Annotated in this window: 26 protein-coding genes and 1 riboswitch; of the genes, 13 read left to right on the top strand and 13 right to left on the bottom strand. The window is 63.5% G+C overall.

What is annotated here, in order from left to right:
- Window positions 1-47: 47 nt before the first annotated feature.
- Together NMG80_RS12195 and NMG80_RS12190 are read left to right on the top strand one after the other, a co-directional pair.
- Entirely contained in the window at window positions 48-2,696 is a 2,649-nt protein-coding gene (locus NMG80_RS12195; RefSeq protein WP_254018310.1) for a TIGR02302 family protein, read from the top strand.
- 41 nt (window positions 2,697-2,737) lie between these two features.
- Window positions 2,738-3,106: a glyoxalase superfamily protein gene (locus NMG80_RS12190; protein WP_254018309.1), complete on the top strand. Its 369-nt coding sequence runs from the start codon at window positions 2,738-2,740 to the stop codon at window positions 3,104-3,106.
- A 14-nt stretch (window positions 3,107-3,120) separates the two neighbouring features.
- Here the strand turns inward: NMG80_RS12190 and NMG80_RS12185 are convergent, their stop codons facing one another.
- Window positions 3,121-3,978 (bottom strand): LysR family transcriptional regulator, encoded by an 858-nt coding sequence (locus NMG80_RS12185; protein ID WP_254018308.1) that lies wholly within the window; start codon window positions 3,976-3,978, stop codon window positions 3,121-3,123.
- Between the two features lie 313 nt (window positions 3,979-4,291).
- Between NMG80_RS12185 and NMG80_RS12180 the strand changes: the two genes are divergently transcribed.
- A complete protein-coding gene (locus NMG80_RS12180) occupies window positions 4,292-5,242 on the top strand; it encodes a DMT family transporter (RefSeq protein ID WP_254018307.1) in 951 nt (316 codons plus the stop codon).
- A gap of 20 nt (window positions 5,243-5,262) precedes the next feature.
- On the opposite strand, the gene NMG80_RS12175 is transcribed toward NMG80_RS12180, so the two are convergent.
- The 3 genes from NMG80_RS12175 to NMG80_RS12165 form a co-directional block, all read right to left on the bottom strand.
- Window positions 5,263-5,634: a response regulator gene (locus NMG80_RS12175; protein WP_236385137.1), complete on the bottom strand. Its 372-nt coding sequence runs from the start codon at window positions 5,632-5,634 to the stop codon at window positions 5,263-5,265.
- Between the two features lie 275 nt (window positions 5,635-5,909).
- Entirely contained in the window at window positions 5,910-6,452 is a 543-nt protein-coding gene (gene hpt / locus NMG80_RS12170) for a hypoxanthine phosphoribosyltransferase (protein ID WP_254018306.1), read from the bottom strand.
- 27 nt (window positions 6,453-6,479) lie between these two features.
- Window positions 6,480-7,079, bottom strand: coding sequence for a hypothetical protein (locus NMG80_RS12165; RefSeq protein WP_254018305.1), 600 nt, complete (start codon window positions 7,077-7,079; stop codon window positions 6,480-6,482).
- A gap of 235 nt (window positions 7,080-7,314) precedes the next feature.
- On the opposite strand from NMG80_RS12165, the gene ftsE reads away from it, so the two are divergent.
- The 3 genes from ftsE to NMG80_RS12150 all read left to right on the top strand — a co-directional run bounded on the left by ftsE (window position 7,315) and on the right by NMG80_RS12150 (window position 9,757).
- Window positions 7,315-7,974 (top strand): cell division ATP-binding protein FtsE, encoded by a 660-nt coding sequence (ftsE, locus tag NMG80_RS12160; protein WP_254018304.1) that lies wholly within the window; start codon window positions 7,315-7,317, stop codon window positions 7,972-7,974.
- The gene (locus NMG80_RS12155) at window positions 7,958-8,956 is read left to right on the top strand and encodes a cell division protein FtsX (protein WP_436798599.1); all 999 of its coding nucleotides are present in this window, start codon (window positions 7,958-7,960) and stop codon (window positions 8,954-8,956) included. The genes ftsE and NMG80_RS12155 overlap by 17 nt, the downstream gene beginning before the upstream one ends.
- 81 nt (window positions 8,957-9,037) lie before the next feature.
- Window positions 9,038-9,757 carry a YdcF family protein gene (locus tag NMG80_RS12150; RefSeq protein WP_254018302.1) on the top strand — a complete coding sequence of 240 codons (720 nt, stop codon included), beginning with the start codon at window positions 9,038-9,040 and terminating at the stop codon, window positions 9,755-9,757.
- 165 nt (window positions 9,758-9,922) lie between these two features.
- Here the strand turns inward: NMG80_RS12150 and NMG80_RS12145 are convergent, their stop codons facing one another.
- A complete protein-coding gene (locus NMG80_RS12145) occupies window positions 9,923-10,540 on the bottom strand; it encodes a pyridoxamine 5'-phosphate oxidase family protein (protein WP_254018301.1) in 618 nt (205 codons plus the stop codon).
- A gap of 114 nt (window positions 10,541-10,654) precedes the next feature.
- On the opposite strand from NMG80_RS12145, the gene NMG80_RS12140 reads away from it, so the two are divergent.
- Entirely contained in the window at window positions 10,655-11,566 is a 912-nt protein-coding gene (locus tag NMG80_RS12140; protein WP_254018300.1) for a LysR family transcriptional regulator, read from the top strand.
- Between the two features lie 103 nt (window positions 11,567-11,669).
- Window positions 11,670-12,464, top strand: coding sequence for a lysophospholipid acyltransferase family protein (locus tag NMG80_RS12135; protein ID WP_254018299.1), 795 nt, complete (start codon window positions 11,670-11,672; stop codon window positions 12,462-12,464).
- Between the two features lie 26 nt (window positions 12,465-12,490).
- Here NMG80_RS12135 and NMG80_RS12130 read toward each other — a convergent pair whose 3' ends face one another.
- The 3 genes from NMG80_RS12130 to NMG80_RS12120 all read right to left on the bottom strand — a co-directional run bounded on the left by NMG80_RS12130 (window position 12,491) and on the right by NMG80_RS12120 (window position 15,326).
- Window positions 12,491-13,108, bottom strand: a complete 618-nt coding sequence (locus tag NMG80_RS12130) for a LysE family translocator (RefSeq protein ID WP_254018298.1) — start codon at window positions 13,106-13,108, stop codon at window positions 12,491-12,493.
- A gap of 147 nt (window positions 13,109-13,255) precedes the next feature.
- A complete protein-coding gene (locus NMG80_RS12125; protein ID WP_254018297.1) occupies window positions 13,256-14,203 on the bottom strand; it encodes an aldo/keto reductase in 948 nt (315 codons plus the stop codon).
- A 154-nt stretch (window positions 14,204-14,357) separates the two neighbouring features.
- Window positions 14,358-15,326, bottom strand: coding sequence for a GlxA family transcriptional regulator (locus NMG80_RS12120; protein WP_254018296.1), 969 nt, complete (start codon window positions 15,324-15,326; stop codon window positions 14,358-14,360).
- 169 nt (window positions 15,327-15,495) lie between these two features.
- Here NMG80_RS12120 and NMG80_RS12115 point away from each other — a divergent pair, with 169 nt between their 5' ends.
- Window positions 15,496-16,476: a quinone oxidoreductase family protein gene (locus tag NMG80_RS12115; RefSeq protein WP_254018295.1), complete on the top strand. Its 981-nt coding sequence runs from the start codon at window positions 15,496-15,498 to the stop codon at window positions 16,474-16,476.
- Between the two features lie 85 nt (window positions 16,477-16,561).
- Here the strand turns inward: NMG80_RS12115 and NMG80_RS12110 are convergent, their stop codons facing one another.
- Window positions 16,562-17,125 carry a gamma-glutamylcyclotransferase gene (locus NMG80_RS12110; RefSeq protein ID WP_254018294.1) on the bottom strand — a complete coding sequence of 188 codons (564 nt, stop codon included), beginning with the start codon at window positions 17,123-17,125 and terminating at the stop codon, window positions 16,562-16,564.
- A 121-nt stretch (window positions 17,126-17,246) separates the two neighbouring features.
- Here NMG80_RS12110 and NMG80_RS12105 point away from each other — a divergent pair, with 121 nt between their 5' ends.
- Together NMG80_RS12105 and NMG80_RS12100 are read left to right on the top strand one after the other, a co-directional pair.
- Window positions 17,247-18,245 (top strand): DUF2125 domain-containing protein, encoded by a 999-nt coding sequence (locus NMG80_RS12105; RefSeq protein ID WP_254018293.1) that lies wholly within the window; start codon window positions 17,247-17,249, stop codon window positions 18,243-18,245.
- A 53-nt stretch (window positions 18,246-18,298) separates the two neighbouring features.
- Complete coding sequence (locus NMG80_RS12100; RefSeq protein ID WP_254018292.1) at window positions 18,299-19,222, top strand: sugar kinase; 924 nt, start codon at window positions 18,299-18,301, stop codon at window positions 19,220-19,222.
- A 93-nt stretch (window positions 19,223-19,315) separates the two neighbouring features.
- Here the strand turns inward: NMG80_RS12100 and NMG80_RS12095 are convergent, their stop codons facing one another.
- A complete protein-coding gene (locus tag NMG80_RS12095; RefSeq protein ID WP_254018291.1) occupies window positions 19,316-20,251 on the bottom strand; it encodes a prephenate/arogenate dehydrogenase family protein in 936 nt (311 codons plus the stop codon).
- 6 nt (window positions 20,252-20,257) lie between these two features.
- The gene (hisC, locus tag NMG80_RS12090) at window positions 20,258-21,367 is read right to left on the bottom strand and encodes a histidinol-phosphate transaminase (RefSeq protein WP_254018290.1); all 1,110 of its coding nucleotides are present in this window, start codon (window positions 21,365-21,367) and stop codon (window positions 20,258-20,260) included.
- A 138-nt stretch (window positions 21,368-21,505) separates the two neighbouring features.
- A riboswitch (SAM riboswitch) is annotated at window positions 21,506-21,583 on the top strand.
- Window positions 21,584-21,691: 108 nt separating this feature from the next.
- Here hisC and metX point away from each other — a divergent pair.
- Together metX and metW are read left to right on the top strand one after the other, a co-directional pair.
- Window positions 21,692-22,861, top strand: coding sequence for a homoserine O-acetyltransferase MetX (gene metX, locus NMG80_RS12085; protein WP_254018289.1), 1,170 nt, complete (start codon window positions 21,692-21,694; stop codon window positions 22,859-22,861).
- 58 nt (window positions 22,862-22,919) lie between these two features.
- A complete protein-coding gene (gene metW / locus NMG80_RS12080; protein ID WP_254018382.1) occupies window positions 22,920-23,534 on the top strand; it encodes a methionine biosynthesis protein MetW in 615 nt (204 codons plus the stop codon).
- A gap of 78 nt (window positions 23,535-23,612) precedes the next feature.
- Here the strand turns inward: metW and NMG80_RS12075 are convergent, their stop codons facing one another.
- Complete coding sequence (locus NMG80_RS12075) at window positions 23,613-24,488, bottom strand: DUF1194 domain-containing protein (RefSeq protein ID WP_254018288.1); 876 nt, start codon at window positions 24,486-24,488, stop codon at window positions 23,613-23,615.
- 122 nt (window positions 24,489-24,610) lie between these two features.
- On the bottom strand, window positions 24,611-26,437 hold the full coding sequence (locus NMG80_RS12070) for an ABC transporter ATP-binding protein/permease (RefSeq protein WP_254018287.1): 1,827 nt from the start codon (window positions 26,435-26,437) through the stop codon (window positions 24,611-24,613).
- Window positions 26,438-26,455 lie beyond the last annotated feature (18 nt).

Genomic DNA, 26,455 nt, shown 5'->3' with positions numbered 1-26,455 from the left:
GATAGATTTGTGAGGTTCGGGTTATCCCGCCCGAACAGGAAGGGCCGATGGCGCAACGACCCACCTTCACCAGCGATCGCAGCCTGGCCGGGCGCCTTGCCCTGAGCCGGCTGGCGACGCGGGTCTCGATGACGGTCGAGCGTGGCTGGCCGTTGCTGCTTCCGCTCGTCATCGTCGCCAGCCTGTTCCTCAGCGTCTCGTGGCTCGGCGTCTTCCTCCTGCTGCCCGATATGGCGCGCGTCGGCCTCATGGCAGCGTTCGGCATCGCAGCCCTTGCCGCGTTCTATCCCTTGCGTTTCTTCCGGGTGCCGTCCAGTGCTGAGATCGATCGGCGCATCGAGGCGGCCAACCTGTTGCTGCACAGTCCGGTGCTGGTGCAGACCGACCGGCCGAGCGGCAGAGAAAGCATTTTTTCGCAAGCGCTATGGCGCGAGCACCAGAAACGCATGGCCGAAAAACTCGGCAACCTCGGTGGCGACCTGCCGCGCACCCGGGTGCCGGAGCGCGACCCATGGGGGCTGCGCGCCGTGGCGGCGCTTGTGTTGGTCACCGCTTTCGCCTTCTCGTTCGGGCCGTCGGGCGGCCGCATAGCGGACGGGTTCAGTGCCCACGCGGCGCGCGACGCGGTGCCCCCGCGCATCGACGCCTGGGTGACGCCGCCGGCCTACACCGGCAGGGCACCGGTCTTCCTCACTTCCCCAGCCTCCGCCAACCCGGCCCTCGCCAGCAATGGCAATCAAGCACCTTCCACCTTCACCGTTCCGGCAGGCAGCGATGTGTCGCTGCGCGTCACCGGCGGTTCGGGCGAGGAAACGCTGAGCTATGCCGACGCTGACGGCAACGCCCGCACCATCGAGCCGGGCGGGCAGCAGCCCGACGCGGCCAAGTCGGCTGCGGCCAAGCCGGCGGCGGCAACCCCCTCCACGGTGCGCCAATTCACCGGAAAGCTGACGGCCAACGGCACGCTGACGCTCAACTCGGGCGGCGACGAACTCGGCAGCTGGGCCTTCGCGGTGATCCCGGACAAGCCGCCACAGATCCGCTTCGTCGGCGAGCCGAAACGCGCCGTCAACGGCTCTTTCGAGCTCAACTACCAGATCGACGACGACTATGGCGCGGCCTCCGCCAAGGCGGATTTCGTATTGGCCGACCCACCGGCGCCGAATGCGCATCCGCTCTATGGCCCGCCCGAAATGCCGCTGTCCCTGCCGCGCCGGGGCGCCAAGGGCAATGCCGCCAAGACCACGAAGGACCTGACCGAGCACGTCTGGGCCGGCGGCGACATCAAGCTGAGGCTTGTCGCCACCGACGATGCCGGACATACGGCAACCAGCGAAACCAAGACCCTGGTGATGCCGGAGCGACCTTTCTCCAACCCGCTGGCCAGGGCCGTGATCGAGCAGCGGCGCGTGCTGGCGCTTGACGCCAACGCCAAGACCCGCGTGCTCGACCTGATGGACGCGATCACGCTCAGGCCCGAAGACACGTTCGACAATATGGCGCACTACCTCGCCATCATGAGCGCCCGCACCCGGTTGAAGATGGCCGACAGCGACGACAAATTGCGCGACGAGGTCGCCTATCTCTGGGAGATCGCGCTCGGCATCGAGGAAGGCAACCTTTCGGACGCCGAGAGGCGGCTGCGCCAGGCGCAGCAGGCGTTGCAGGACGCGATCAAGAACGGCGCCAGCGACGAGGAAATCGACAAGGCGATGAAGGAACTGCGCGAGGCGATGAACCAGTTCCTGCAGGAATTCGCCCAACGTGCGCAGCAGAATCCGAACGCGCCGCAGATGCAGCAGAACGGCCAGGAACTGCGCCAGAGTGACATCGAAAGGATGATGGACCAGATCGAGAATCTGGCGAAGTCCGGCGATCGCGACAGCGCGCAGCAATTGCTTTCGCAGCTGCAGGACATGATGAACAACCTGCAGGCCGGGCGTCAGCAGCAGGGCGGCCAGCAGAACAGCGAAATGCGCCAGCAGATGGACAAGCTCGGCGAGATCATGCGGCGCCAGCAGGAGATGATGAACGAGACCTTCCGCATGGACCAGATGCAGCGCGGCCAGCAACAGCGCGGGCAGAACCGAGACGAGCAGCTCGGCGAGAACGGCGAGCAGGGCCAAATGGGCGAACAGGGCGAGCAGCCCGGCCCAGGCGAAGACCGCGATCCGCTCGGCCGGCCGAAGCCGATGACGCCGGAGGAATTCGCCGACGCGCTGAAGCAGTTGCAGGAAGGCCAGGGCAAACTGCAAAGCGAGCTCGACCAGCTGAGAAAAGGTCTCGAAGGTATGGGGCTCGAGCCCAATGAGGGATTTGGCGAGGCCGGCAAATCCATGGGCAATGCCGAACAGGCACTTGGCGACAGCGATGGCGACCAGGCCGTCGGTCACCAGGGCCGCGCGCTGGAAGCGTTGCGCAAGGGCGCCAAGGACATGATGAAGCAATTGCAGGCCATGCAGGGCGACGAGGGCGAGGGCCAGCGCGGCGGCCGCCAGCAGAATGCCGACCGCGATCCGCTCGGCCGGCCGCGCGCCACCGATGGTCCCGATTTCGGCGAGTCGGTGAAGGTGCCGGACGAGATCGACGTGCAGCGCGCCCGCCAGATCCTCGAAGCGATCCGCAAGCGGCTCGGCAATGCGCTCAGCCCCGACATCGAGCGCAGCTATCTGGAGCGACTGCTGGAGCTGAAGTAAAGCTCTCCTATCGCCTCAGGCATCGAACCATTGAGACCGCCATGGTGAAACTCGGGCCCGTCACCCCGATCCTGCGCATCTTCGACATCGCCAAGGCGCATGAATTCTATGTTGGCTTCCTCGGCTTCGAAGTGCAGTTCGAGCACCGCTTCGACGACAACGCTCCCCTTTATATGGGAATTTCGCGCGATGGCTGCGTGCTGCATCTGAGCGAACATCACGGCGACGGCGCGCCAGGCGCTTACATCCGCGTCGAAGCGGGCGACATCGCGGCGCTGCACCGCGAACTGATAGCGAAGAAGTACCGTTTTGCCAGACCGGGACTGGAAGAGACACCTTGGCAGACAAGGGAGGTCACCGTCGGCGATCCGTTCGGTAATCGGCTTACCTTCTACGAAGACATCGCATAGCGGCTGCCAGGGCTTTAGCGATTGGTAAACGCCTCGCGGATCGCCTCTTGCATGCCGTCGATGGCCTCGCCGGACGCGTTCGGATTGCGCCACAGCACCACGTTGGAGGAATCGATGTCGCCGAACCCGTCGGCGGCGGTAAGTTCGCGGCAGCCGGCCGGGATGTTGCTGCGCGAGATCGGCGCAATCGCCAGTCCGGAGGTGACGGCAAGCCGCAGGCCGCCATTGGTATCGCTGGTATAGGCGACACGATAGGCGAGACCACGTTGTTCCAGCGACTTTATCGCGAAATCCTTACACCAGCCGGCACGGTTGTAGAGCGCAATAGGCACCGGCCGCTCCTCATGCATATGATGCAGTTCCGACGTCACCCACACAGTCGGGTCATGCATCAGCACCTCACCGCCGGAGAGGTCCTGCCATTCGAACACCACCGCCAGATCGAGCTCGCCGGCGGCGAGCGCCGCGATCTGCGCACCGGAATGCGCGTAGCGGACGGTGATATCGACCTGGGGATGGCGCTTGGCAAAGGCGCCGAGCGCGCGCGACAGGATCGCGTGGCCATATTCCTCCGGAATGCCGATGCGCACCGGTCCGCCAAGCGGCGCCGCGACCATCGATGCCGCCGTCTCGTCGAGCAGCGACACGATCCGGCGGGCGTTGACGATGAGTTCGCCGCCGCGGCGCGTCAGCGCCACACCACGCGAGCCGCGCTCGAACAGGCTGTCGCCGACCATATCTTCGAGCTTCTTCATCTGCATCGAAACCGCCGACTGGGTACGGCCGGCCTGCGCCGCAGCCTTGGTGAAATTGCCGGCGTCGGCGATCGCGACGAAGGTGCGCAGCAGATCGCTGTCGAGCGTGGGCTTCATTTGTCCGCCATAAGAAAATCTGATTGCTGGCATCATTCCAATTCGTTTGCAACATGTCAAACGGCGGATAATAGTCGCTTCACCCATTGGATATGCGGCTGCGAAATCGGCTGCGGACCAATCAAAGTCCTCACTCGTACCCGCTGCCCGAAACGGTGGCGGGTTCTTTTTGATGCATATCGCTCAAAAGCATGCCCTCGGGCATGACCCTGGCCTGACCCGAGGGTTGCGCATCGGTTTTGGGCGATATGCATAAAGCAAAATTACGCAGGCCCGGCTCTCGGGCCGCGCACGCAAGGAGCCGTCGAACGACATGCAGAACCGGATCTTCCTTGGCATGGCAAGCCTTTGCCTCGGCGTTCTGGTGTTCTCGCTCCAGGATCCGCTGATCAAGGCAGTATCGGGCACCTATCCGGTGACCGAGGTGATGACGATCCGCTCGATCGTCGCCCTGCCCATTCTTCTCGTGCTGGTTCATGTCGATGTCGGCCTTAAGGCGATCTTTTCGAAGCGGTTTCGCATGCTGACGATGCGCGCCTTGATCCTGTTCACCTCCTACACGGTCTACTACCTGGCGATCGCCGCCCTGCCGCTTGCCGACGCGGTGGCGCTCTATTTCATGGCACCGCTGTTCATCATGGCGCTTGCCGGCCCTTATCTCGGCGAACGGGTGGCCTGGCAGACGCTGGTCACCGTCATGGTCGGAATGTTGGGCGTGCTGGTGATGCTGCGGCCCGGTGCCGGGCTGTTCGACTGGGCGGCGCTGCTGTCGCTGGCCTCGGCGGTGCTGTACGGCTTTTCGCAGTTGATGGCCCGCAAGATCGGCGACACCGAATCATCTACGGTCATGGCGTTCTATCAAAACGGCGTCTATCTCCTGGGCGCTGCAGCGGTCGCCGGTCTGTTCTGGCTGGCAGGAATAGCTCATGCCACGCATCCGAGCCTCGACTTCCTGGTCAGGCCATGGATCTGGCCGACACCCATCGACTTCCTGACGATGGCCGCCTGCGGCGTCGTCGCTTCGGCCGGGATGATCCTGTTGTCGCAGGCCTACCGGCTGGCGCCCGCCAACGGCGTCGCCACCTTCGAATACACCGGAATCATCTGGTCGCCGCTGTGGGGCTTCCTGTTCTTTGCCGAAGTGCCGCGATCGACCACCGTCATCGGCGCCGCCCTCATCATTGGCGCCGGTCTGTTCGCGCTCAACGCAAGCCGGCGCCGGAGCAGCGCGCCGGCAATCACTGCGACCTGCGATCCGGCCTGACCGCGGTCAGGCCTAAGGGTTTAAGCGAAACAGGCGAGCGCCTGTTCGACGCGCGCGCGGATTTCGGCCAGCGTGAACGGCTTCTGCACGACGTCCACAATGACGCCGTTCAATTCCTCGGCGCGCTCGCGCTGGTCGGCATAGCCGGTCATCAGCAAGATCTTCATCGCCGGGAAAAGCGATGCAGCCGCCTTGGCCATTTGGATGCCGTCCATTCCCGGCATCCGGATATCGGAGACGACAAGGTCGTAGCCGCCACGTGCTGCGCGGATCAGGGCAAGCCCTTGCGCGCCGTCGGCGGCGATGTCGATCATATGCCCAGCGCGTTCGAGCGCGCGAGCGGCGAGGGTGCGGACGGATTCATCGTCCTCAACGATCAGGAGCTTTGCCATAGCGGAAAGTTTCGCCGGGAAAAGTTGACTTTTCCTGAACCGCAACCGATCAGGGAGAAAATCCGGAGCACGCCGCATCGAAGCGTTATACACAGCGATTACAAGCCCATCGCACCTTCCGGATTGAGCACCGGGGGGTGTTGAGATTCAGGTCAGGCCGAGTCGAAAACAGCGGCTTCCGAGAACCCGGAGCGGAGCGTACTTTTGGGTACGTTAGCACCGAAGCGCAGGAAGCCGCTGTTTGCAGGCCGGCCTCACCTGAATATCAGCACACCCTAGGCGTCGCCCTTGACGACGCCGACAAACGGCAGTTCACGAAAGGCGTGGGCGACATCCATGCCGTAGCCGACGACGAAATAGTCGGGGCAGTCGAAGCCGACATAATCGGCGTTGAGCGCGGTCTGGCGGCGCATGCGCTTGTCGAGCAGCACAGCGATGGAACAGCTTTTGGCGCCGCGCGACAGCATCAGTTCGCGGGTGAAGGACAGCGTCTTGCCGGATTCGAGGATGTCGTCGATCAACAGCACGTCGCGGCCGGCGACCTCATTGTCAATGTCGCGCAGCACCCTCACCTCGCCGCTGGTGGTGCCGGCGCCGTAGCTGGAGATGAAGATGAACTCGACCTCCGGCGACAGGCCGACATCGTGCATGGCGCGGATGAGATCGGCGGCGAAGATGAACGACCCCTTTAGCACCGAAATCACCAGAAGGTCCTGATAATCGTGCCCGGCGATCTCCTTGGCGAGCTCCAGATTGCGGCGGGCAATCGCCGACGCCGAAAACAGAACCTCGATATCCTTGCCACGCACGATTGGCATTGGCTGCCTTTCCCGAAATGATCGCCGCTAATTGGCGAAGGTGACCGAGACGGTCTTGACTCCGTTTCTAGGCACGTCGAGCCGGCTGGAAAAGGCAAATCTTTCGCCGGGCGCCAGCGACCGGTCGGAGGTCCCCAGCGTATAGCGGGTTGTGCGCCCATCATTGCCGGTGACCCGGATTTCCAGCGGCGGCAATGGCGACGGGCTGGCGCCGTCATTCGCGGCCTCGCCACCGACGAACAAGACCGGTTGCGGCCCGGACGCATCGATACGCGACATAACCCCTGAAATGGTGAGTGCAACGCCCCTCTCCTGTGCCGCCAGAAGAAGTGGCGCCTGGCGCAACAGCGCGTGCCCGCCCGAGATCCAGAAGGCTGCAAACGCCACGCCGAGGCCGGCGATCCAGAAGATCGGCCCGCCGCGCGACGCCCGGAGCCGTTCCATCGCCGCTACCGGCTTGCGCAGCATATCCATGCCTTCGACCGATGGCGTGGCGATCACCCGCGAAAGCGGCGGTGAAGGGTCAATGCTGGCGGTGAGGCGCGGCAGCACCTCGTAGTCGGCGTCGACGACGTCACCAGCTGGATCACGGATGATGCGTTCCGGCGCGGCGGCCGTATCGGTCATGATTTCGCCGGAAACCGGGCGCGCGGTTCGATCGTTAGCCATCGCGGCCCCAGCATTCGCACTTGTTCGCTCTTCGTTTCTTTTGCGTAAACGGAAATGGTTAACGTTTCCCAACGGAAACCCTTGTGACGCGCCCGAAAAACCCCAAAATTAACCGTCGGTTAACCATGGCGGCCGATGGTCTTTTCTCAGAGAAGGCTGGCTCGTCGCCGCCGCAAGTTTCAGGTCGTCGAACGTGATCCGCTTCGAAAATGTCGGCCTCCGCTATGGCATGGGTCCGGAAATCCTCCGCGACATTTCCTTGCACATACCGGAGCGCTCCTTCCAGTTCCTGAGCGGCCCTTCGGGCGCCGGCAAGACGACGCTGCTGCGGCTGTTGTTCATGTCGCTCAAGCCGACGCGCGGGCTGATCACCATCTTCGGCAAGGACCGCTCGCGCATCTCGCGCGCCGAGCTGCCGCTTCTGCGGCGGCGCATCGGCGTGGTGTTCCAGGACTTTCGCCTGCTCGACCACATGACGACCTATGAGAATGTGGCCTTGCCGCTGCGCGTGCGCGGGCGCGAGGAGGCCAGCTACCGCACCGACGTGACCGAGCTCTTGAAATGGGTCGGCCTTGGCGAGCGCATGCATGTGCTGCCGCCGGTGCTGTCGGGTGGCGAGAAGCAGCGCGCCGCAATCGCCAGGGCGCTGATCGAGCAGCCCGAAATCCTGCTTGCCGATGAGCCGACCGGCAATGTCGATCCGCCTCTGGCGCGACGCCTGTTGCGGCTGTTCATCGAGCTCAACCGGCTGGGCACCGCCGTGGTGATCGCAACGCACGATCTCGGCCTGATGGAACAGGTCGACGCGCGGCGCATGATCCTGGCCGGCGGAAGGCTTGATATCTATGACTGATCTTTCCCCTAACCACGTCGAAGACCAGCACGCCGGGAGGGCTGGGACGACGCAGCGCGTTCAGCGCAAGATGGCGCCGATCGTGCCGGCGCAGAACATTGCCGGCCGGGCGCTGGTCCTGGTCATCGCCATCATGACGTTTCTCTCCTGCCTGACCTTCGGCGCGGTGACGCTGGTGCGTGACACCGCCTCGGTCTGGGAGAACCAGATCGCACGCGAGGCGACGATCCAGATCAAGCCGATGGACGGCCTCGACATCGAGGCAGCACTTGCTCAGGCCTCGCAGATCGCCGGCGAATTTCCTGGCGTGAAGAGCGCCAGGATTGTCGACCGCGATGCCACGGCGCGGCTTTTGGAACCCTGGCTGGGTTCGGGTCTCAACATCGACGAGCTGCCGGTGCCGCGTCTGATCATCGTCACCATAGACGAGACCAACCCGCCCGATTTCGCCGCAATGCGCGCCGCGATCACGCCGAAACTGCCCAGTGCCTCGCTTGACGACCATCGCACCTGGGTCGACCGGCTGGTCGCCATGGCCCGCACCACGGTGACCATCGGCATCGCCGTGCTGGCGCTGATGCTGGCGGCAACCGTGCTGACCGTGGTATTCGCGACGCGCGGCGCCATGGCCGGTAACGGCCACATCATCGAGGTGCTGCATTTCGTCGGCGCCGAAGCGCGCTTTATCGCGCGCGAATTCCGCCACCACTTTCTTGTCACCGGCATGAAGGGCGCCGCCGCCGGGGGTGCGGCGGCGGTGCTCGTCTTCATCGTCTTCTCGTGGTGGTCGTCGCGAAACATGGCGACGCCGCAGGCCGATCAGGCGACCGCCCTGTTCGGCAATTTCGCCATCGGTTCGGCGGGCTATCTCGGCGTCGTCCTCATGGTGCTGGTCATCGGTGCGCTGACGGCGGCAACCTCCCATGTCACCGTCGTCACCTATCTCAGCGACATCGATGTCCGCCAGCCGGACGCGGGGTGATCACGGATAGAGAATTAGCGTAACGAAATTTGTGCTTTCCGACCTACTAAACGCCGCATTTCGGAGTTAACGATAAGGACGATGGACGCGCGCGACTCGACCGGAATGGCTGGACAGTTGCCCTTGGTGATTACGCGTTCAAGCGAGCGCGTCAAGCCCGGCCGATTGGCGAGCGCGCTACGCATCTCCGCTTTCTTTCTGCTCGTGCTGGCAACGTTGTTTGCCGGCGGCTTTGGCTGGTTCGCCAACACCGTCAGCCGTCTCGCGACGCCCGCCAATCCGGCAAGGGCCGATGCCATCATCGTGCTGACCGGCGGCCATTCGCGTCTCGACGCCGCCATGGGTCTGCTTGCGTCCGGCAAGGGCGAGCGGCTGCTGATCAGCGGCGTGCATCCTTCCGCCAGCCGCCGTCAGCTTCAGGTCGCGACCCGCGGTGACAAGAAATTGTTTTCCTGCTGCGTCGACATCGACCGCACCGCGCTCGACACGATCGGCAATGCCGAGGAAAGTGCCAAGTGGGTGGAAGATCACGCCTATGGCACCGTGATCCTGGTCACCAACAACTATCACATGCCGCGCAGCCTGCTGGAAATGGGCCGGCTGCTGCACAAGGCCAAGCTCGAGCCCTATCCGGTGGTCAACAGCAATCTTGGCAATGGCGGCTGGCTGATCAAGCCGAGAGCCTTGCGCGTGCTGTTCACCGAATACAACAAATATCTGCTGGCGCTGGCGCGCGGCATCGTGCCGGTGAAGCCAACGCCAACGGGCATCGCGCTGGCCGAGGCTGTTGCGCCGAACTGAGCCGCTCTGGAACCGGTATTATTCCTAACGCGCGTCGCGTTTGACCGGCCTCATGCGACGCGCTTTAGGTTGTTGTTTTAATCACTGTCGTTGTCGCAAAACCGCTGCACACCTTCGGGTCAAGCCCTGGGTCAGGCCCGAGGGCATGCTTTTGCGCGACATGCATTAGACCGTGGCGCTGCGCAAGCGCGCGATCTCGTGTTCGAGACGTTCGATACGCTTGTCTCGCTCGGCCAGCGCCGCCGCCACATCGGCGGCTTCGAAACGCTGTGGAATGTGCTGCGGGCAATTGGAATCCCAGGCCGAAACCGTGAACAGGATGATCTGCTCAGGGCGCGCCTTGTAGCCTTCCGGCATCAGCTTCGCCATCAGTTCGGCGTCCTCCTCGACGACCCGCGCGCTGCCCCAGATCTTGATGCGCTGCCGACGCGCATAATCGATCAGGAACAGGAAAGCCCGCGGGTTGTCGTCCAGATTGCCCTGGGTGATGAATTGCCTGTTGCCGGAGAAATCGGCGAAGCCGATCGTCCGCTCGTCGAGCACCTTGAGGAAGCCGGCCGGCCCGCCGCGATGCTGGATGTAGGGCTGGCCCTCACCATTGGCCGTCGACAGGAAGATGCTGGTCTGTGCCTCGATGAAAGCGGCGAGATCGGGCGTAATGTCGGATTGCCAGCTGCCGCGCTCCTCGACGCGGGCATAGGCCTCGCGTGAGCCTTTGCGGGCCTGGATCGCCTTGACGGTTGGCGTAAAGGCGACATCGCTGGTGAAGACGTGAGCATTCATGAAAAACCTCCTTTGAAGGCAGCACTGCCAACCACAGCCCGCAAAGATAATGCTTCCATCTTCCGGATGCATATGGCATAAATGCAACCTATCCTTCCATTTTCCGGGAGAAATATGGATCGCCTCGGGGCCATGTCGCTCTTCGTCGCCGCGGTGGAGGCCGGCAGCCTTTCGGCCGCCGGGCGCCGTTTCGGCATCCCGCTTGCAACGGTCAGCCGCAAGGTCTCCGACCTCGAGCGGCATCTGAAGGCGCGTCTTCTGAACCGCTCGACGCGGCAGCTGACGCTGACCGACGCAGGTCACGCCTACCTCGCTGCCTGCCATCGCATTCTCGACGAGGTCGGCGAGGCCGAGCGGACCGCCGCCGGCGAATACAGCGCCCCGACAGGCGAACTGATCATCACCGCACCGATCGTCTTTGGCCGCCTGCATGTGCTGCCGGTCGTCACCGGCTTTCTCGCTGCCTACCCCGACGTGGCTGTCCGCCTGATGCTGGCGGACCGGATAACCCAGTTGACCGAGGAGCACATCGATCTCGCCGTCCGCATCGGCCAGCTTCCCGACTCCAGCCTGATGGCCACCCGCATCGGCTCGATTCGGCGCGTTGTTTGCGCGAGCCCGGCCTATCTGGCCCAGCACGGCACGCCGGAGGCCCCAAAGGATCTCGCGGCACACAGCTGCATCACCTTCGAGGGGCTCACCGCTCCCGCCGCATGGACCTTTGCCACGGGCAAGCCCTACTTCACCGTTCCGATCCGCTCACGGCTTCGGGTCAACACCGCGGAAGCTGCGGTCGACGCCGCGATTGCCGGCATCGGGTTGACGAGGGTGCTTTCCTACCAGGTCACCGCTGCGGTGCGCTCGGGCACCCTCCGCACCGTGCTGGAGGCATTCGAGCCGCAGCCATGGCCGGTCAGCCTCGTGCATGCCAGCCAGGGTCTGCTGCCGGTGAAACTGCGTGCGTTCCTCGACTTCACCGCCCCACGCCTGAAGAAGCGGCTGGTGCAAGCGACGTGGCAGGCCTGACGAACGGGTAGCGGTCCACCAAGTCAGCGCCGGCCATCGACCGTTTCCTTTTTGCCCGCGCTTGGTGTAACCAACGCACACCTCCTCACCGGGCTCTTCCTGCATGCTTTATGTCCGCTCGCTGGCGTTCAACTTCGTCTTCTATGTCAATCTGATCGTCCAGATGATCCTCTGGACCCCGTACTATTTCCTGTCGCCGCGCCACCGCGCCTGGTTCGTGCCGAAATTCTGGTCGCACACCAGCATGTGGCTCTATGACAAGATCGCCGGCACCAAAAGCGAGATCACCGGCCAGGAAAACCTGCCCGAGGGTTCCTTCATCCTGGCGCCGAAGCACCAGTCCTTCTGGGACGCAATCGCCTTCTTCCCGTTCCTGCAGGATCCGATCTACATCCTGAAGCGGGAACTGACCTGGATCCCGTTCTTCGGCTGGTACATCCTGAAAATGCGGATGATCCCGGTCGACCGCGGCAGCCGCTCGAAGGCGCTGAAAGCGGTGGTCGCCGCGACCAGGCAGGAGCTGGCGCGCAATCCCCGCCAGCTGATCATCTATCCCGAGGGCACGCGCCGGGCGCCGGGCGACGAGCCGGCCTATAAATACGGCATCGTCGAGCTCTATACCCAGCTTGGCATTCCGGTGGTGCCGGTCGCCCATGTCGCCGGCCTCTACTGGCCGCGGCGGAAATTCCTGCGCTATCCCGGCACGATCAAGGCGCGCTTCCTGCCGCCGATCCCGGCGGGGTTGGGCAAGGAGGAATTCATGGAACGGCTGATCGGCGAGACGGAAGCCGCCTGCGACCAGCTGCTCATCGAGGCGTCCCAGGCGCCAAACCCGCCGCCAATGCCGCCGACGGCGGTAAAGCGGCTGAGGGAACTGGGCTCCGATACCCCGGCCTGAACCATCTGCTTGGTCGGCAGTATCCCCTAGGGAATCACAGCCAGCGCCGTGGTCAAAACCAGTGTTGCCGCGAAGGTCAGATTGATGATCCGCGAGGCCAGCGGTTTGCGCAGAAAGCGCGCAAACGCTGCCCCGGCGAGAAGCCACAGGACATGGATGGCGACGATCATCGAAGCGAGGACCGCCAGCTTGAGCCCTGCATCGAGCTCACCGGCGGACGACGTGCCGGCAAATACGGCGGCAATCGCCACATAGGCTTTCGGGTTGGCAACGGCCAGAAGAAACCCGCCGAGGAAATTGGGACGTGCCGCCCCGCCGGTACGCGCCGCCAGAGGCGGCGCCGTTGCTATCTTGAAGGCGAGGTAGAGGATGTAGGCTGCCGATGCCAGCGCCAGTAGCGGTGTGAGCGTCGGCACCGAGGCGAGCATGGCCGTAATGCCCGTCGCGACGACCAAAAGCACGGCGACCGTACCAAGAATGATGCCCGAGGCGTAGCGGAGCGAATCGCGCAGACCGAAGGCGGCGCCAACGGCGGTGACGCTTATCGTCGCCGGCCCCGGACTGCCCATCACGACCGCCGATGCCAGCACAAGCGCGAGCAATTGCTGCCATAGTTCCGGATGGGAAAAGACCTGTTCGGCCATCTGTATACCAGTATCCAGGCGCGATGCCGGGAATGGTATGGCAGGGCACACCAGGGCGTCTTGAACGATCGTGCAGGGATCGTTCCGGCGCAGGCCGCGCACGGTTCTTGGCTGCTGTTTGATCAAGCCGCCGCTTCGCGCTGGTGTCTATGCGCTCGCGCTGTCGAGCTCGGCGATATCGTCCGGACTGAGCTCCAATGATGCGGCGTGGACGAGGCTGTCGACCTGATCCAGCGTCGTGGCGCTGGCGATCGGCGCGGTGACGCCGGGCCGCGCAATCACCCAGGCGAGCGCCACCTGCGCCGGCTTGGCCGCGTGACGCGCCGACACAGCGTCGAGTGCTGCCAGGATGCGCATGCCGCGCGCGTTGAGATAGTTCTTCACGTCGTCGCCACGCGCACTTTTGCCGAGATCGGCTTGGCTGCGGTACTTGCCGCTCAAAAACCCCTTGGCGAGGCTGAAATAGGTGATGACGCCGATATCCTCGGCCATGCACAGATCGCGCAGCGGCCCATCGAAGGAGGCGCGGTCATAGAGATTGTACTCCGGCTGCAGCACCGCATAGCGCGGCAGGCCCCGCAGGCTTGCCACGTCGAGCGCGGCGCGCAACTGGCCGGCATCGAGATTGGAGGCGCCGACGTGGCGGACCTTGCCCTTGTCGAGCAGCTGTTGGTAGGCGCGAAGCGTTTCCTCGTAAGGGGTGGCCGGGTCCGGCCAGTGTGACAGATAGAGGTCGACGACATCGGTCTGCAGCCGCTTCAGCGACGCATCGATGGCCTTTTCGATATACGCCGCGGAGAGGTCTTTCCTGCCCTGTCCCATGTCCGACCCGACCTTAGTGATCACCACGACGTTGTCGCGATTGCCGCGGCTTTTCATCCATTTGCCGATGATCGTTTCGGATTCGCCGCCGTTGTTGCCGGGAACCCAGCGCGAATAGGCATCGGCGGTGTCGATTGTGTTGAGGCCGGCGCCGACGAACCGGTCGAGCAGGTCGAAAGAGGTTTTCTCGTCGGCGGTCCAGCCGAAGACGTTGCCGCCTAGAACCAGTGGCGCGATGGACAGGTCGGTTTGACCGAGACGACGTTTCTGCAAGGCTGATCTCCGTGGGGAATGGAAAGAAGCGGGCGAAAAGCCCTCGCTTAACCTAGGTCTTACCGCGCCGAGGTCAAAGGCCTGGCCGCCCTTTTCCCACGGACCAGCGGTTCACAAGCGCGCGATCCGCCGCGTTCGAAGCTGCAGCCGATGTTTACTGGCTCTGGCGCCGGTATTCACCAGGCGGCACTCCGACCACGCGGTTGAAAAGCCGGCTGAATGAGGCCGTATCCCGGTATCCGACCTGGTAACATATTTCCGAAACCCCGAGTTTGGTGCTTTCAAGAAGCGCCTTCGCGGCCTCAAGGCGCCGGTCCTGGATCCATCGGCCGGGAGTGGTGTGCAATTCATCGGAAAACCGGCGTGCCAGCGTTCGCGGTGATAGACCGAGTTGTGCTCCGAGGAAGGCAAGGTCGAGCGATCCGAGCTGTTTTCTGGACAAGGCTTCGAGCCGGTCGCGGAACGGCTCATGCGAAGGCAACAGATCGGTGAGCGGGAACTCGTAGGGTGTCTGCATCTGCCGTGACGGTGGCAACACGAGCAATTTGCGAACCAGGCGCTCCTCCCTGGCGAAGCCAAGATCCCGAAGAAGCGCCTTGCCGAGCTCCAGGCCTGAAAAACCGCCGCCGCAAGTGTAGATCCGCCCGTTCCCGATCAGCACACGTGAAGCATCCCAACGCACCTTCGGAAAGCGGCGCTGGGCATCGATCTTCAGCCACCAGGAGATGGTGGCGCGCTTTCGGTCGAGAAGGCCGGCGTCTGCCAGGAAGTAACCGGCACCGCAATGCGCGGCGATGATGGCGCCTTCGCGTTGCGCACCTGCGATAAGCGGCGCGGCGTGGCGGCTCTCTTCCTCCAGCGCGGCAACAAGCTCCGGGATTTGCATGCCGGGCAAGGCCAGCAGGATCAGCAGGTCCATGCGCTGCGAGGGTTCGCGTCTGGTGTGGAAGGAAATTCCAGGCGTCGTCGTGGCGTCGGCCTGCCGCGCCACGAATTCGAAGGAAATCACCGGCGCGCCGCGAATCGTGTTCACCAGCTCGAACATTTCGACAAGTGTCGCGGCAACGGCCGAATAGAAGGTCGACGGCAGCCAGATCACGGCGTGGACGGGACGATTGCCCAAGATGGCTCCTTTGAACAGCTTTGGCAAATTTAGCACATAGATTGTCAAATCTGCCAATTCCGATTTTTGCCAGCGGCCTTAGGTTCCGCGACGCCGATGCAGACACCGGTGCCTGCGACCTGGCCGCGTCCAGATTGCATGGCCAGATCGCCCTTTATTGGAGACCGCCATGAAAGCAGTTGTATTCGACGCAATCGGCTCGCCGCAGGACGTGCTCTATCTCGACGACCTGCCCATGCCGCGAATCGGCGACGGCGAGGTGCTGGTCAGGATGGTCTCCGCCTCGATCAACCCTGGCGACTTTCTGTTCATCCAGAACCTCTATCCCGAACCGAAGAAGCCGCATTTCCCCCGCCAGATCGCCGGAAACCATGGCGCTGGCATTGTCGAGGCCGTGGGCGCGAACGTCGCTTTGAAACCGGGCACGCTTGTCGCGTTCAGCTATTACAACAGCTGGGCCGAATATGCGGCCGTTCCAGCCGAATGGCTGATCCCGCTGCCCGCCAACTATCCGGTCGAACGCGCCGGGCAGATGGTGAACCCCATCACCGCCTGGGACCTGCTGGCGGATTCGCGCGTGAAGCCAGGACAGTGGCTGGCCGTCACGGCCGGCTATTCATCGGTTTCGACGATGGTGATGCAGTTCGCCCAGCGGCGCGGCATCAACGTGATCGCGCTCGTGCGACGATCTCGCGACAGGCTGGACCTAAAGCGGCTTGGCGCCACCGCCATCCTCGATCTGTCGGGTTTGAAGGTCGGCATCAGGGAAGCAGTCATGGACATGACCGACGGCGCCGGGCTGAACGGGATCATCGATAACGTCGGCGGACCCGTCAGTGGCGAGTTGATCCGCACCCTCGCAATGGGCGGACAGATGATCATCAATGGCGGCATGAGCACCGAGCGTTTCGAGCTGCACAATTTCGACGTGCTGCTGAGCGGCCTCGAGATCAGGGCAAATATCTACCGCTACTTCTTTTCGCCGCCTGTCGAAGCCGACCGGCCAGTGTTACGCGAGATTGTCGACATCTTCGGCCAACCCGATTTCCATGTCCCTGTTGGCGGCATCCGTCCGCTGGCGGAGTTCGAGCTCGTTGTGACTAACAGCCTGGATCGCGCCGATCTCGGAAAGCAGATTTTCAGGATGTAACCCGGACCATGATCCCGAACCGAAGGTCAGCGACGCAAGAAATGGGAACCGGTTTTCGGAATCATGGTCAAACAACGAAAGAAGATCACGACCCGATCCGTTTCGCTACCTCTTCCAGCCAATGGTCGCGGATCCCCAGCGCCTCGAGGTGCTCCAGCGTGCTGGACACGTAGTCCTCGTTCCTTCCCGACTGGCCGACGGCGCCGCGAACGACGCTCGCCGCATCGGCCGCATCGAGCGCGCCGGCATATTGCTCGTGGGTACGGTCGACGACATAGGCGACAGCCTCGACCGTCTCGCCTCCGTCCGTCTCGCCCCCATCCTTATCGGCACCACCCGTGTCCCCCTTGTCGAGGCGAATGCTAAGCATGCGCTCGAGATAGACATTGGTGACAAGCTCGCGCTCGCGCAGATAGGTGATGACCTCGTTGCGCAGATCGCCGGGGACGCGGAAGGCCAGCCCGATGCAGGAGCCGCCACGGTCGAGGCCGAGCACCAGGCCGGGCCGTGCGCGCGTGCCGCGATGCACGAAAGAGTAGACGCACAGCGAGCGGCGGTAGCCATGGAGGCGGGCGCGTCGCGTCTCGACATGCGCAAATCCCGGCCGCCAGATCAACGAGCCGTAGCCAAAAACCCAAAAATCGCCCATATCGCCAAGCCTGGTTGCAGCACCGCACTGGAATCGGTGTTTTTTAGAATCCGTCTCCGTCTACCCGATCTTGCCGGAAACGACAGTCCCCTCTGCAATACGCGCTAGCGAGAGCCGTAGCATGACGTCAAGTGACGAGCGCCCGCCGAATTTCCTCCGCCGGCTATTCTGGCTTGCCGCTTTCATCGTCGCGCTGTTCGGCCTCTACAGTGCCGGCTGGTTCTACCTGGCAGACAAGGTCAAGAGCGAAGCTGACATAGCGGTGGCCGAGCTCAACGGCGATGGCATCGAGGCGGACTGCGCCAATCTCACGGTCAGTGGCTATCCCTTAAGCTTTGCCGTTTCCTGCGACAGCCTGGCTTACCAGGACGACGCCAGGAACGTCGCCGCCTCGCTCGGCAGCCTCAACGCAGTCACGCACATCACCCACATCCTGTCGCCCGGCGCCGACCTGCGGGGCCCGCTCAGGACCTCGCTGCCGGTGATGGCGCCGCTGTGGATCGACTGGGACAATCTGCGGGCGAATGTCAAACTGTCCTGGCCCCTGCCCCGGCGCGTTTCACTGGAGGCAGAGGGCCTGTCAGCGCAGACCGATCCGGTCGATGGCACAGACCCGGTCGAGCTGTTCAGCGCTGGGACAGCGGCCGGAGAATTGCGTCCAGACGGACAGGACATCGACTATGCCGGGAGTTTTACCAGTCTCGAAATCGATCCAGGGGCGATCGAGGGCCGCGTGCTGCCGCCGCTCGACGGCGGCGGCGACGTGACGCTGAAGAACGGCGTGGCGCTGATCAAGACACAAATAGAGAGCCTGCGCGGCCAGGCGGTCTATATCGGCAAGCTCGATCTGTCGTCGGGGAGCGCGCGCGTCACCGTTTCCGGACCGGTTTCGGTCGATGCCGACGGTCTGATCGACGCCGATTTGATGATAAGGCTCAGCGATCCGAAGGCGGTGGCGGCAATCCTCGGCAAGGCCATTCCCGAGCAGAAGAGCCAGATCAAAACAGGCTTTGCCGGGCTGGCGCTGCTTGGCAACGAACCGTCGATGCCGCTCAAGATCGTCAAGGGCAAGGCCTCGCTCGGTTTTATCCCGCTGGGCAGGATCAATCCGGTCGATTAGGCCATGATTGCGAACCTCCCGTTCGGAGAGACCATGGTCAGACAGGAAGATAGATGAACCGTCCGGTGAAGCTCCTGAGTGTTGGCGCGCTGACGCTCGATACGATCCTTCGCGTCGACACGCTTCCGGCACGTCAGGGCAAGTTCATCGCGGCTGACGGCGTCCAGATCGCCTCGGGCATGGCTTCGAGCGCTGCCTGCGCCGCACGCCGCCTCGGCGCTCACGTATCGCTGTGGGCGAGCGCGGGAGACGACCTCGTCGGCGATCAGCTGGTCGCCGGCATCGAGGCCGAAGGCGTCGATTGCAGCTTTGTCCGGCGCGTCACCGGCGCACGGTCGGCACTGTCGGCCATCTTGGTCGACACGCATGGCGAGCGCATTATTGTTCCGTTCTATGACAAGCTCGCCCAGGCCGACCCCGAGGCGCTCCCCATTCAAGATCTCGCCGCATTCGACACTGTCCTGGCCGATGTGCGCTGGCCGGGCGCAGCAGCTTTGGCCCTGGCGGCGGCGCGCGAAATCGGCCGTCCGGCCATACTGGACGCCGACACCGCGCCACGAGACGTGCTGGAACGGCTATTTCCGCTGGCCTCGCATATCGTCGCGTCGGAGCCGGCGGCGTTCATCCTCTGCGGCGGGGAACGAGGTCCGCAAAAGGCCTGTGAAGCGCTGGGCAGACGCACCGATGCGTTTGTCGCGGTGACCGGCGGCGCGGCGGGAAGCTGGTGGTTCGACCGCTCGGTGGGATTTGTACGCCATGTCGCAGCGCCAAGGATCAAGGCAGTGGATACGCTTGCCGCCGGCGACGTGTTTCACGGCGCCTTTGCCGTCGGGCTGGCGGAGGCGATGCCGATCGAACCGACATTGCGCTTTGCCAGCGCCGCCGCCGCGCTCAAATGCCAGCGCTTCGGCGGCAGGCTGGGCGCGCCGGACAGGGCCGAGACACTGGCGATGATGGCGGCTCACTGGCCGGCCTGAAACAGCGGCGGGCTTTCAAATCGAATCGTACCTAGCTTTTTGTTTGAGCATCGGATTTTCCCAAAACCGGTACCCACTTTTCGGTCCGATGCTCTATCCCTTGGCCGGGTGCTCGACAGCCTGCCGGCCAAAGTCCGGTACGTCGATGTCCTGGCCCGCCTCGATGATCGAGCGGCGCACGGCGCGGGTGCGGGTGAACAGGTCGAAAAGCTTTTCGCCGTCGCTCCAGCGGATCGCCCGCTGCAGCGAGGCCAGATCTTCCGAGAACCGCGCCAGCATTTCGAGGATGGCATCCTTGTTGTGCAGGCAGACGTCCCGCCACATCGTCGGGTCGGACGCGGCCAGACGGGTGAAGTCGCGAAAGCCGGAGGCCGAATATTTGATGACCTCGGACTTGGTCACCGACTCCAGATCGTCGGCGGTGCCGACGATGTTATAGGCGATGATGTGCGGCAGGTGCGAGACGATCGCCAGCGTCATGTCGTGATGCTGGGGATCCATCGTGTCGATGTTGGAGCCGCAGCGGCGCCAGAATTCCGAGAGCTTTTCCAAGGCGGCCGGATCGGTGCCGGGCAACGGCGTGAAGATGCACCAGCGGTTTTCGAACAGTTCGGCAAAGCCGGCGTCCGGACCCGATTTTTCAGTGCCGGCCAGCGGGTGGCCGGGAATGAAATGCACGCCAGCAGGCACATGCGGCTGCATCTGCGCAATGACCGAGGCCTTGGTCGAGCCGACATCGGTGAGGATGGCGCCCTGCTTCAGCGCCGGTGCGATTTCCTCGGCGACCTCGCCCGAAGAACCGACCGGCACCGAAACGATGACCAGGTCGGCATCGCCGACCGCCTCTTTCGCGTCCATCGCGTAGGAAGAGCCGAGGCCGAGTTCCCGCGCCCGCGCCAGCGTCGTTTCGCTGCGCGTCGAGATAGCGACGTGACCGGCAAGGCCTTCGCGATGGATTACTCGGGCCAGCGACGAGCCGATCAGGCCGATGCCGACCAGCGCGATCTTTTCGAACATCGTTGATGTCATGGTCTTCTAGCTTTTCAGAAATGTCGCGAGGGCGGCGACAACGCCACGATTGGCCTCTTCTGTGCCGATGCTCATGCGCAGTGCATTGGGGAAGCCGTAGCCGGAAACGCGCCGCAATATATAGCCGCGCGCACAGAGGTAGTCGTCCGCAGCTGCCGCCGAATGTTTTTTGTCCTCGGGAAAGTGGATGAGGGCGAAATTGCCGACGCTCGGGGTCACCCGCAGTCCGAGCTTGGTCAGTTCCTCGCTCACCCATCGCAGCCAGGTCTCGTTATGAGCCACGCTGCGCTCGACATGGGCGCGGTCGCGGATCGCGGCAATGCCGGCCTCGATCGCCGTCGCGTTGACGTTGAAGGGGCCTCGCACGCGGTTGATCGCGTCGATGATATGCATCGGCGCGTACATCCAGCCGATCCGCGCACCGCCAAGGCCGAGCTTGGAGAAGGTGCGGGTCATAGCCACGTTTTCCGCGCCAGCCACCAGCTCGACGCCGGCTTCATAATCGTTGCGGCGGACATATTCGGCATAGGCTGCATCCAGTACCAGAAGCACGTTTCGAGGCAGGCCGGCATGCAGGCGGCGCACCTCCTGGAACTGCAAATAGGTGCCAGTCGGGTTGTTGGGATTGGCAAGGAAGATGATCCGCGTACGCGGCGTTACGGCGGCGAGGATCGCATCGACGTCGGCGCGCTCATTGGTTTCCTTGACCGACACCGGCACAGCGCCTGCCGACTGGATGTAGATCTTGTAGACCATGAAGCCGTGTTCGGTGATGACGGCTTCATCGCCGGGCGCGAGATAGGTCTGCGCAAGCAGACCGAGTATTTCGTCGGAACCGTTGGAACAGACGATGTTCGCCGGGTTGAGGCCATGCACCTCGGCGATCGCCTCCCGCAGGCGCCTGGCGGTGCCGTCGGGATATAGGTCGAGCTTGGCGGCGACGTCGCGCGCGGCTTCAATCGCCTTCGGCGACGGGCCGAGCGGGTTCTCGTTCGACGACAATTTGTGGACCTTGGCAACGCCGGCCGGCGCCGTGCTCTTGCCCGGCACATAGGCTTCGATGTCCAAGATGCCCGCGCGGGGCGTTGGACGTGCCTGATCCGATGCCTGGTTCATAATGCAAAAATCCGCCGAGAACGCTTCTACCCGGGAAGCCGCAGCGGAAATACAAGCCGTGGCCCGGAATGTCGAGAGGCGGCAATGATCGGTGAGCGCTGGCCGTTGACGCCGAGGCGCGCCGGTCCTAGAAGAAATGCGAAATCCCGTGGTGATTTGGCCGGTCGGCTTGCAGCCACGTTAAACAACTCGCTAAAGGGCCGTTTGCATCCTGTAACCGGCTTTGCGAAGGCAATGCCGGTTTTTTTGTCCGTTGCTGGCCGGAGATCGCATCGACCCGAAAATCGGAATCGATTTCGCGATGGGTTGATGTAAGAGGATGCGATGGTCGCGCTGCGCACGAAAAGAACCAACAACGAGGCCGACGAGCCATCGAGCCCGGTGTTGCGTTTCGGCGCCGACAAGCCGCTCAAGCTCGATGCCGGCACACTGCTGTCGCCGTTCCAGATCGCCTACAAGACCTACGGCACGCTCAACGACGCCCGCTCCAACGCCATCCTCGTCTGCCATGCGCTGACCGGCGACCAGCATGTCGCCAGCACCAACCCGGTGACCGGCAAGCCGGGCTGGTGGGAAGTGCTGATCGGCCCCGGCAAGATCATCGACACCAGCCGCTTCTTCGTCATCTGCTCAAACGTTATCGGTGGCTGCCTCGGCTCCACCGGACCCGCTTCGACCAATCCCGCCACCGGCAAGCCCTATGGGCTCGACCTGCCGATCATCACCATCCGCGACATGGTGCGGGCGCAGTTGATGCTGGTCGACCATTTCGGCATCGAAAAACTGTTCTCGGTGCTGGGCGGCTCGATGGGCGGCATGCAGGTGCTGCAATGGGCGTCGAGCTTTCCGGAGCGCGTTTTCTCGGCGCTGCCGATCGCCACCGGCGCGCGCCATTCCTCGCAGAACATCGCCTTCCATGAGGTCGGCCGGCAAGCGGTGATGGCCGATCCCGACTGGCATGGCGGCAAATATTTCGAGCAGGGCAAGCGCCCGGAAAAGGGACTGGCCGTGGCACGCATGGCCGCTCACATCACTTATCTGTCGGAGGCGGCCCTGCACCGAAAATTTGGCCGCAACCTGCAGGACCGTGAAGCGCTGACCTTCGGTTTCGACGCAGACTTCCAGATCGAGAGCTATCTGCGCCATCAGGGCATGACCTTCGTCGACCGCTTCGACGCCAACTCCTATCTCTATATGACACGGGCGATGGACTATTTCGACCTCGCCGCCGACCATGGCGGCCGGCTCGCCGACGCCTTTGCCGGCACCAAGACCCGTTTCTGCCTGGTCTCCTTCACCAGCGACTGGCTGTTCCCGACCGAGGAGAGCCGCTCGGTCGTTCATGCGCTGAACGCCGCCGGCGCCTCAGTGTCCTTCGTCGAGATAGAGACCGATCGCGGCCACGACGCCTTCCTGCTCGACGAACCGGAGCTGTTCGCCGCCATCAACGGCTTCATCGCCTCGGCGGCACGTGCCAGGGGGCTCAGCGCATGACCCCGAAAAGTTGCAGACCTTTCGGATCAGGATCATGCGTCAAGCAAGAGCCACGATCATGAGTGTCAACCACGCCCAGCGCGTCGACCTCGAAGTTGTCGCCGATCTCATCCCCCCGCAGTCGCGGGTGCTGGACGTCGGCTCCGGTGATGGTCTGCTGCTCGAATTGCTGCAGGCGACCAAGCAGGTCGACGGCCGCGGGATGGAGCTGTCGCAGCGCGGCGTCAACGAATGCGTGGCGCGCGGCCTGTCCGTCATCCAGGGCGACGCCGACAAGGACCTCAAATTCTATCCCGACAAGGGTTTCGATTTCGTCGTCCTGTCGCAGACCTTGCAGGCGACCCGCAACCCGAAGCTGGTGCTCGACGAATTGCTCAGGATCGGCAAGCACGCCATCGTCTCCTTCCCCAATTTCGGCCACTGGCGGGTGCGCCTTTCGCTGTTCCTCGAAGGGCGGATGCCGGTGACCAAGGATCTGCCCTATTGCTGGTACGACACGCCCAACATCCACTTCTGCACCATCCGCGACTTCGTCAATCTCTGCGAGGAGCTCGGCGCAACAGTGGAAAAGGCAACCGCGCTCGACGCCAATGGCCAGAAAATCGGCCTGTCGATGCCATGGTGGTTCTGGAATTTCTTTGGCCAGCAGGCGGTGTTCCTGCTGAAGCGATAGCGGCGGCCCGTCGCTTCGGCCAGCCGGCCCGGGTCCGGAAGCATCTGGGACCGATCGCCATTCGTCGGCCCATTCTAATTAGCGATCAAGTTCCGGAAAATACGGATCGGAGAAAAACCGCCGACCGCGCTCGCCTTGCAAACAGTCGACCGGTGCTGCCGCATCGACCGAGACGTATCCGGGGCCGGCCTTGGGATCGGCAACACCGCTGACCTCGAGGACCAGCTTGCGGCGTATGGCTGTCACGAATTCCGAAGCGGCATAGACCGGGAGCACGAAGGAGCCTGGCCCGCCTGTGACGCACTCGGCATAGTATTGGTCGAGATGGCTGAAACTGGGCGACGGGCTGATCAGGATCGGCAGGCCATTGATGACGATGCCCTTTGCTATCGCGGCGTCGCGTGTCGTGGTGACGGGCATCCCGATATTGTTGGGGCCATCGCCTGAGATGTCGATGACGCTGCGCTTCGCGTCGAAAGCGGCTCCATCCAAAAGCTTGGCGCCGAAGGCGAGCGCACTGGAAATCGAGGTGCCGCGAAAGCTCCTGAACGGGCGCGCCTCGATCTTGTCGGCGAATGCCTCGGCGCTCTCAGCATCGTCGATGACCTGCCAGGCTATGATCGCATCGTCGCGGACGGTGCCTGCCCATTCGAAATAGGCCAGCGCAATGCGGCCGGTCACACCCGAACGCACCGCATTGATGAAGTCGGGGTGGCGCAGTGCCTTGACATAGCCGGCGCGCTGCAGGGCGAATTCCTTTTCGTCCATCGAGTGCGAGATGTCGACCGCCAGCACCAGTTCGACGTCCACCGCAATGGTGTCGGCGGGCGCGGCCAGTGGTGCTGCCTGGGCGCAGGCAAGGCAGGCAAGCAGGCTAATGCATGCCGCCCAAAAGTTCGCAGCGGTTTTGGGGTAACGACAAGCATCGAAACAAAGATTTAAAGCGTGTCGCATGAATCTCTTCACCGGGACGCGCTTTCCGCGCATCAAGCATGGTCCAATGCCGCAGGCTTCCGAACGATACCGGCAATCTTTCGCCGCGATCACGGCAAAATAAAGCTTGGCTGTACAGCCGGCTATGCCTGTTGGTCGGCTTTGGCGACGGCCGGGGGTGGTTCGATCGCGCCGGCCCTGACGCGGACTGGTTTGAGAGCCGGTCGCTCGACGTCTTTCACGATCGCCAATGAGCGCGGGAAGAATTCAATATTCTGCTGGCCACGGCCGATATTGAGGATCGCGGCGTCGGCAAGGCGTGCCTCCAGCATCGACAGCACCCGCCGCAGCGTCGCGCCGTCGAACGTGTCCAACGCCTCGTCGATGATCACCCATTTCGGCTGCCGCAAGACCAGCCGGGCAAAGGCAAGCAGGCGCTGCTCGTCATCGCTCAATTCGCGCTCCCAGCGCGCCGACCGGTCGAGCGAGGACGACAGACGCCCGAGACCGATCTCGGCAAGCACCGCCGAGATCTCGGCGTCGCTGACCGCCGCATCGGCGTGGTTGAGCACCTCGCGCAGCGTGCCGAGCGGGAAATAGGGTTTGCGGGGAACGAAGGCGGGCACATCTCCGGCCGGCATGCCGATCCGCCCGCTTCCCCACGGCCACAGGCCGGCAATGGCGCGGAAGAACAGCGTCTTGCCGGCGCGCGGATCTCCGGTGATCATGACGCGCTCGCCGGCACGGATTTCGACATGCGGCTCGGCGAGCTTCGTGCATCCATCCCGCGACGCAATCTCGAGGTTCTCGAATGTCAGCCTGCCGTCCGGATTTTCGCCGAACTCGATGCGCCTCTCGGTGTGGTGGAGCACATCCGTTTCAGCAAGCGCGATGCGGAAATCGGCGACGCGCATCAGCGTGGCGCGCCAATCGGCGATGCCGCCGATATTGTTGATGAACCAGCGCAACGAGGAATGCACCTGGTTGAAGGCGCCGACAGCCATCATCAGCCCGCCGAAGCTGATATCACCCGCGAAATAGACCGGCGAGGCGACGAGGATCGGCGCGACGACAGTGATCCAGCCATAGGTATCGGTCACCCAGGAAAGATTGATCTGGGCGCTGTAGATGCGCCGCATCGCGCCCAGCACCGTGCCGAGGTCGAGCTCAAGCCGTCGTCGCGCGTCGTCCTCGCCGTGCGCAAGCGCGATGGCATCGACATTCTCGTTGACGCGGACCACCGAGGAGCGCAGTTCGGCCTCGCGCGTGTAGCGGTCGCTGTTGAAGCGGATGAGCGGCCGTCCGACCAGCCAGCTCAGCCAGGAGGCGGTGCCGGCATAGAGGATCGCGGCCCACACCATGTAGCCCGGAATCGCCAGGGAATAGCCGCCGATATGGAAGACGAAGCCGGAAGACAGCGACCATAGGACGCCGACGAACGAAACAAGCAAAATGAACGACTGCAATAGCCCTATGCCGAGACCGGTGGAAAGATCGGAGAGATGCCCGGCATCCTGCTGCAGGCGCTGGTCGGGGTTGACGCCAATGGCGCCGGCGTTGGCGAGCCGGAAAGCGCGCGCCGGCCGCATCCATTCACCGATCAGATCGACGGTCAACGCCTCACGCAGCTTCAGCCGGATCGTCTGGTCGAGCCAGGTCTGGCCGACATTGAGCACCACAAGCCCGCCGGCGATGGCGGCAAACACCAGAAGCTGGTGCAGGAAACCCTGCATATCGCGCCGAGCCAGCGCGTCGTAGAACGGTTCGTTCCAGCGATTGAGCAGAACCTGCCCGATCGAGGTTGCCACAATGACGGCGACGATGCCGACGCAGGCCCAGAGCAGTTGTTTGCGGATCGGCGACCTCGCCAGCGCCAGCCTGATTGTCGCCAGCTGGTCGCGCAGGCTGCTGGCCTCGACCGACGCGGCAATCGGCTTGGCGCTGGCCTCGAAATCCGGATGATCAGCCATTGATGAAGACCCTTGAAT

Origin of the sequence: Mesorhizobium escarrei, assembly GCF_935825525.1 — a bacterium.
Lineage (GTDB): Bacteria > Pseudomonadota > Alphaproteobacteria > Rhizobiales > Rhizobiaceae > Mesorhizobium > Mesorhizobium escarrei.
Note: the sequence above shows the minus strand (reverse complement) of the source record. Positions and strands in the feature narration are given on the sequence as shown.

What these genes read in the sequence shown, in the direction of transcription:
- NMG80_RS12195 (WP_254018310.1), top strand. Translation starts at nt 48, where the DNA reads ATGGCGCAACGACCCACCTTCACCAGCGATCGCAGCCTGGCCGGGCGC.
- NMG80_RS12190 (WP_254018309.1), top strand. Translation starts at nt 2,738, where the DNA reads ATGGTGAAACTCGGGCCCGTCACCCCGATCCTGCGCATCTTCGACATC.
- NMG80_RS12185 (WP_254018308.1), bottom strand. Translation starts at nt 3,978, where the DNA reads ATGAAGCCCACGCTCGACAGCGATCTGCTGCGCACCTTCGTCGCGATC.
- NMG80_RS12180 (WP_254018307.1), top strand. Translation starts at nt 4,292, where the DNA reads ATGCAGAACCGGATCTTCCTTGGCATGGCAAGCCTTTGCCTCGGCGTT.
- NMG80_RS12175 (WP_236385137.1), bottom strand. Translation starts at nt 5,634, where the DNA reads ATGGCAAAGCTCCTGATCGTTGAGGACGATGAATCCGTCCGCACCCTC.
- hpt (WP_254018306.1), bottom strand. Translation starts at nt 6,452, where the DNA reads ATGCCAATCGTGCGTGGCAAGGATATCGAGGTTCTGTTTTCGGCGTCG.
- NMG80_RS12165 (WP_254018305.1), bottom strand. Translation starts at nt 7,079, where the DNA reads ATGACCGATACGGCCGCCGCGCCGGAACGCATCATCCGTGATCCAGCT.
- NMG80_RS12150 (WP_254018302.1), top strand. Translation starts at nt 9,038, where the DNA reads ATGGACGCGCGCGACTCGACCGGAATGGCTGGACAGTTGCCCTTGGTG.
- NMG80_RS12145 (WP_254018301.1), bottom strand. Translation starts at nt 10,540, where the DNA reads ATGAATGCTCACGTCTTCACCAGCGATGTCGCCTTTACGCCAACCGTC.
- NMG80_RS12140 (WP_254018300.1), top strand. Translation starts at nt 10,655, where the DNA reads ATGGATCGCCTCGGGGCCATGTCGCTCTTCGTCGCCGCGGTGGAGGCC.
- NMG80_RS12135 (WP_254018299.1), top strand. Translation starts at nt 11,670, where the DNA reads ATGCTTTATGTCCGCTCGCTGGCGTTCAACTTCGTCTTCTATGTCAAT.
- NMG80_RS12130 (WP_254018298.1), bottom strand. Translation starts at nt 13,108, where the DNA reads ATGGCCGAACAGGTCTTTTCCCATCCGGAACTATGGCAGCAATTGCTC.
- NMG80_RS12115 (WP_254018295.1), top strand. Translation starts at nt 15,496, where the DNA reads ATGAAAGCAGTTGTATTCGACGCAATCGGCTCGCCGCAGGACGTGCTC.
- NMG80_RS12110 (WP_254018294.1), bottom strand. Translation starts at nt 17,125, where the DNA reads ATGGGCGATTTTTGGGTTTTTGGCTACGGCTCGTTGATCTGGCGGCCG.
- NMG80_RS12105 (WP_254018293.1), top strand. Translation starts at nt 17,247, where the DNA reads ATGACGTCAAGTGACGAGCGCCCGCCGAATTTCCTCCGCCGGCTATTC.
- NMG80_RS12100 (WP_254018292.1), top strand. Translation starts at nt 18,299, where the DNA reads ATGAACCGTCCGGTGAAGCTCCTGAGTGTTGGCGCGCTGACGCTCGAT.
- NMG80_RS12095 (WP_254018291.1), bottom strand. Translation starts at nt 20,251, where the DNA reads ATGACATCAACGATGTTCGAAAAGATCGCGCTGGTCGGCATCGGCCTG.
- hisC (WP_254018290.1), bottom strand. Translation starts at nt 21,367, where the DNA reads ATGAACCAGGCATCGGATCAGGCACGTCCAACGCCCCGCGCGGGCATC.
- metX (WP_254018289.1), top strand. Translation starts at nt 21,692, where the DNA reads ATGGTCGCGCTGCGCACGAAAAGAACCAACAACGAGGCCGACGAGCCA.
- metW (WP_254018382.1), top strand. Translation starts at nt 22,920, where the DNA reads ATGAGTGTCAACCACGCCCAGCGCGTCGACCTCGAAGTTGTCGCCGAT.
- NMG80_RS12075 (WP_254018288.1), bottom strand. Translation starts at nt 24,488, where the DNA reads ATGCGACACGCTTTAAATCTTTGTTTCGATGCTTGTCGTTACCCCAAA.
- NMG80_RS12070 (WP_254018287.1), bottom strand. Translation starts at nt 26,437, where the DNA reads ATGGCTGATCATCCGGATTTCGAGGCCAGCGCCAAGCCGATTGCCGCG.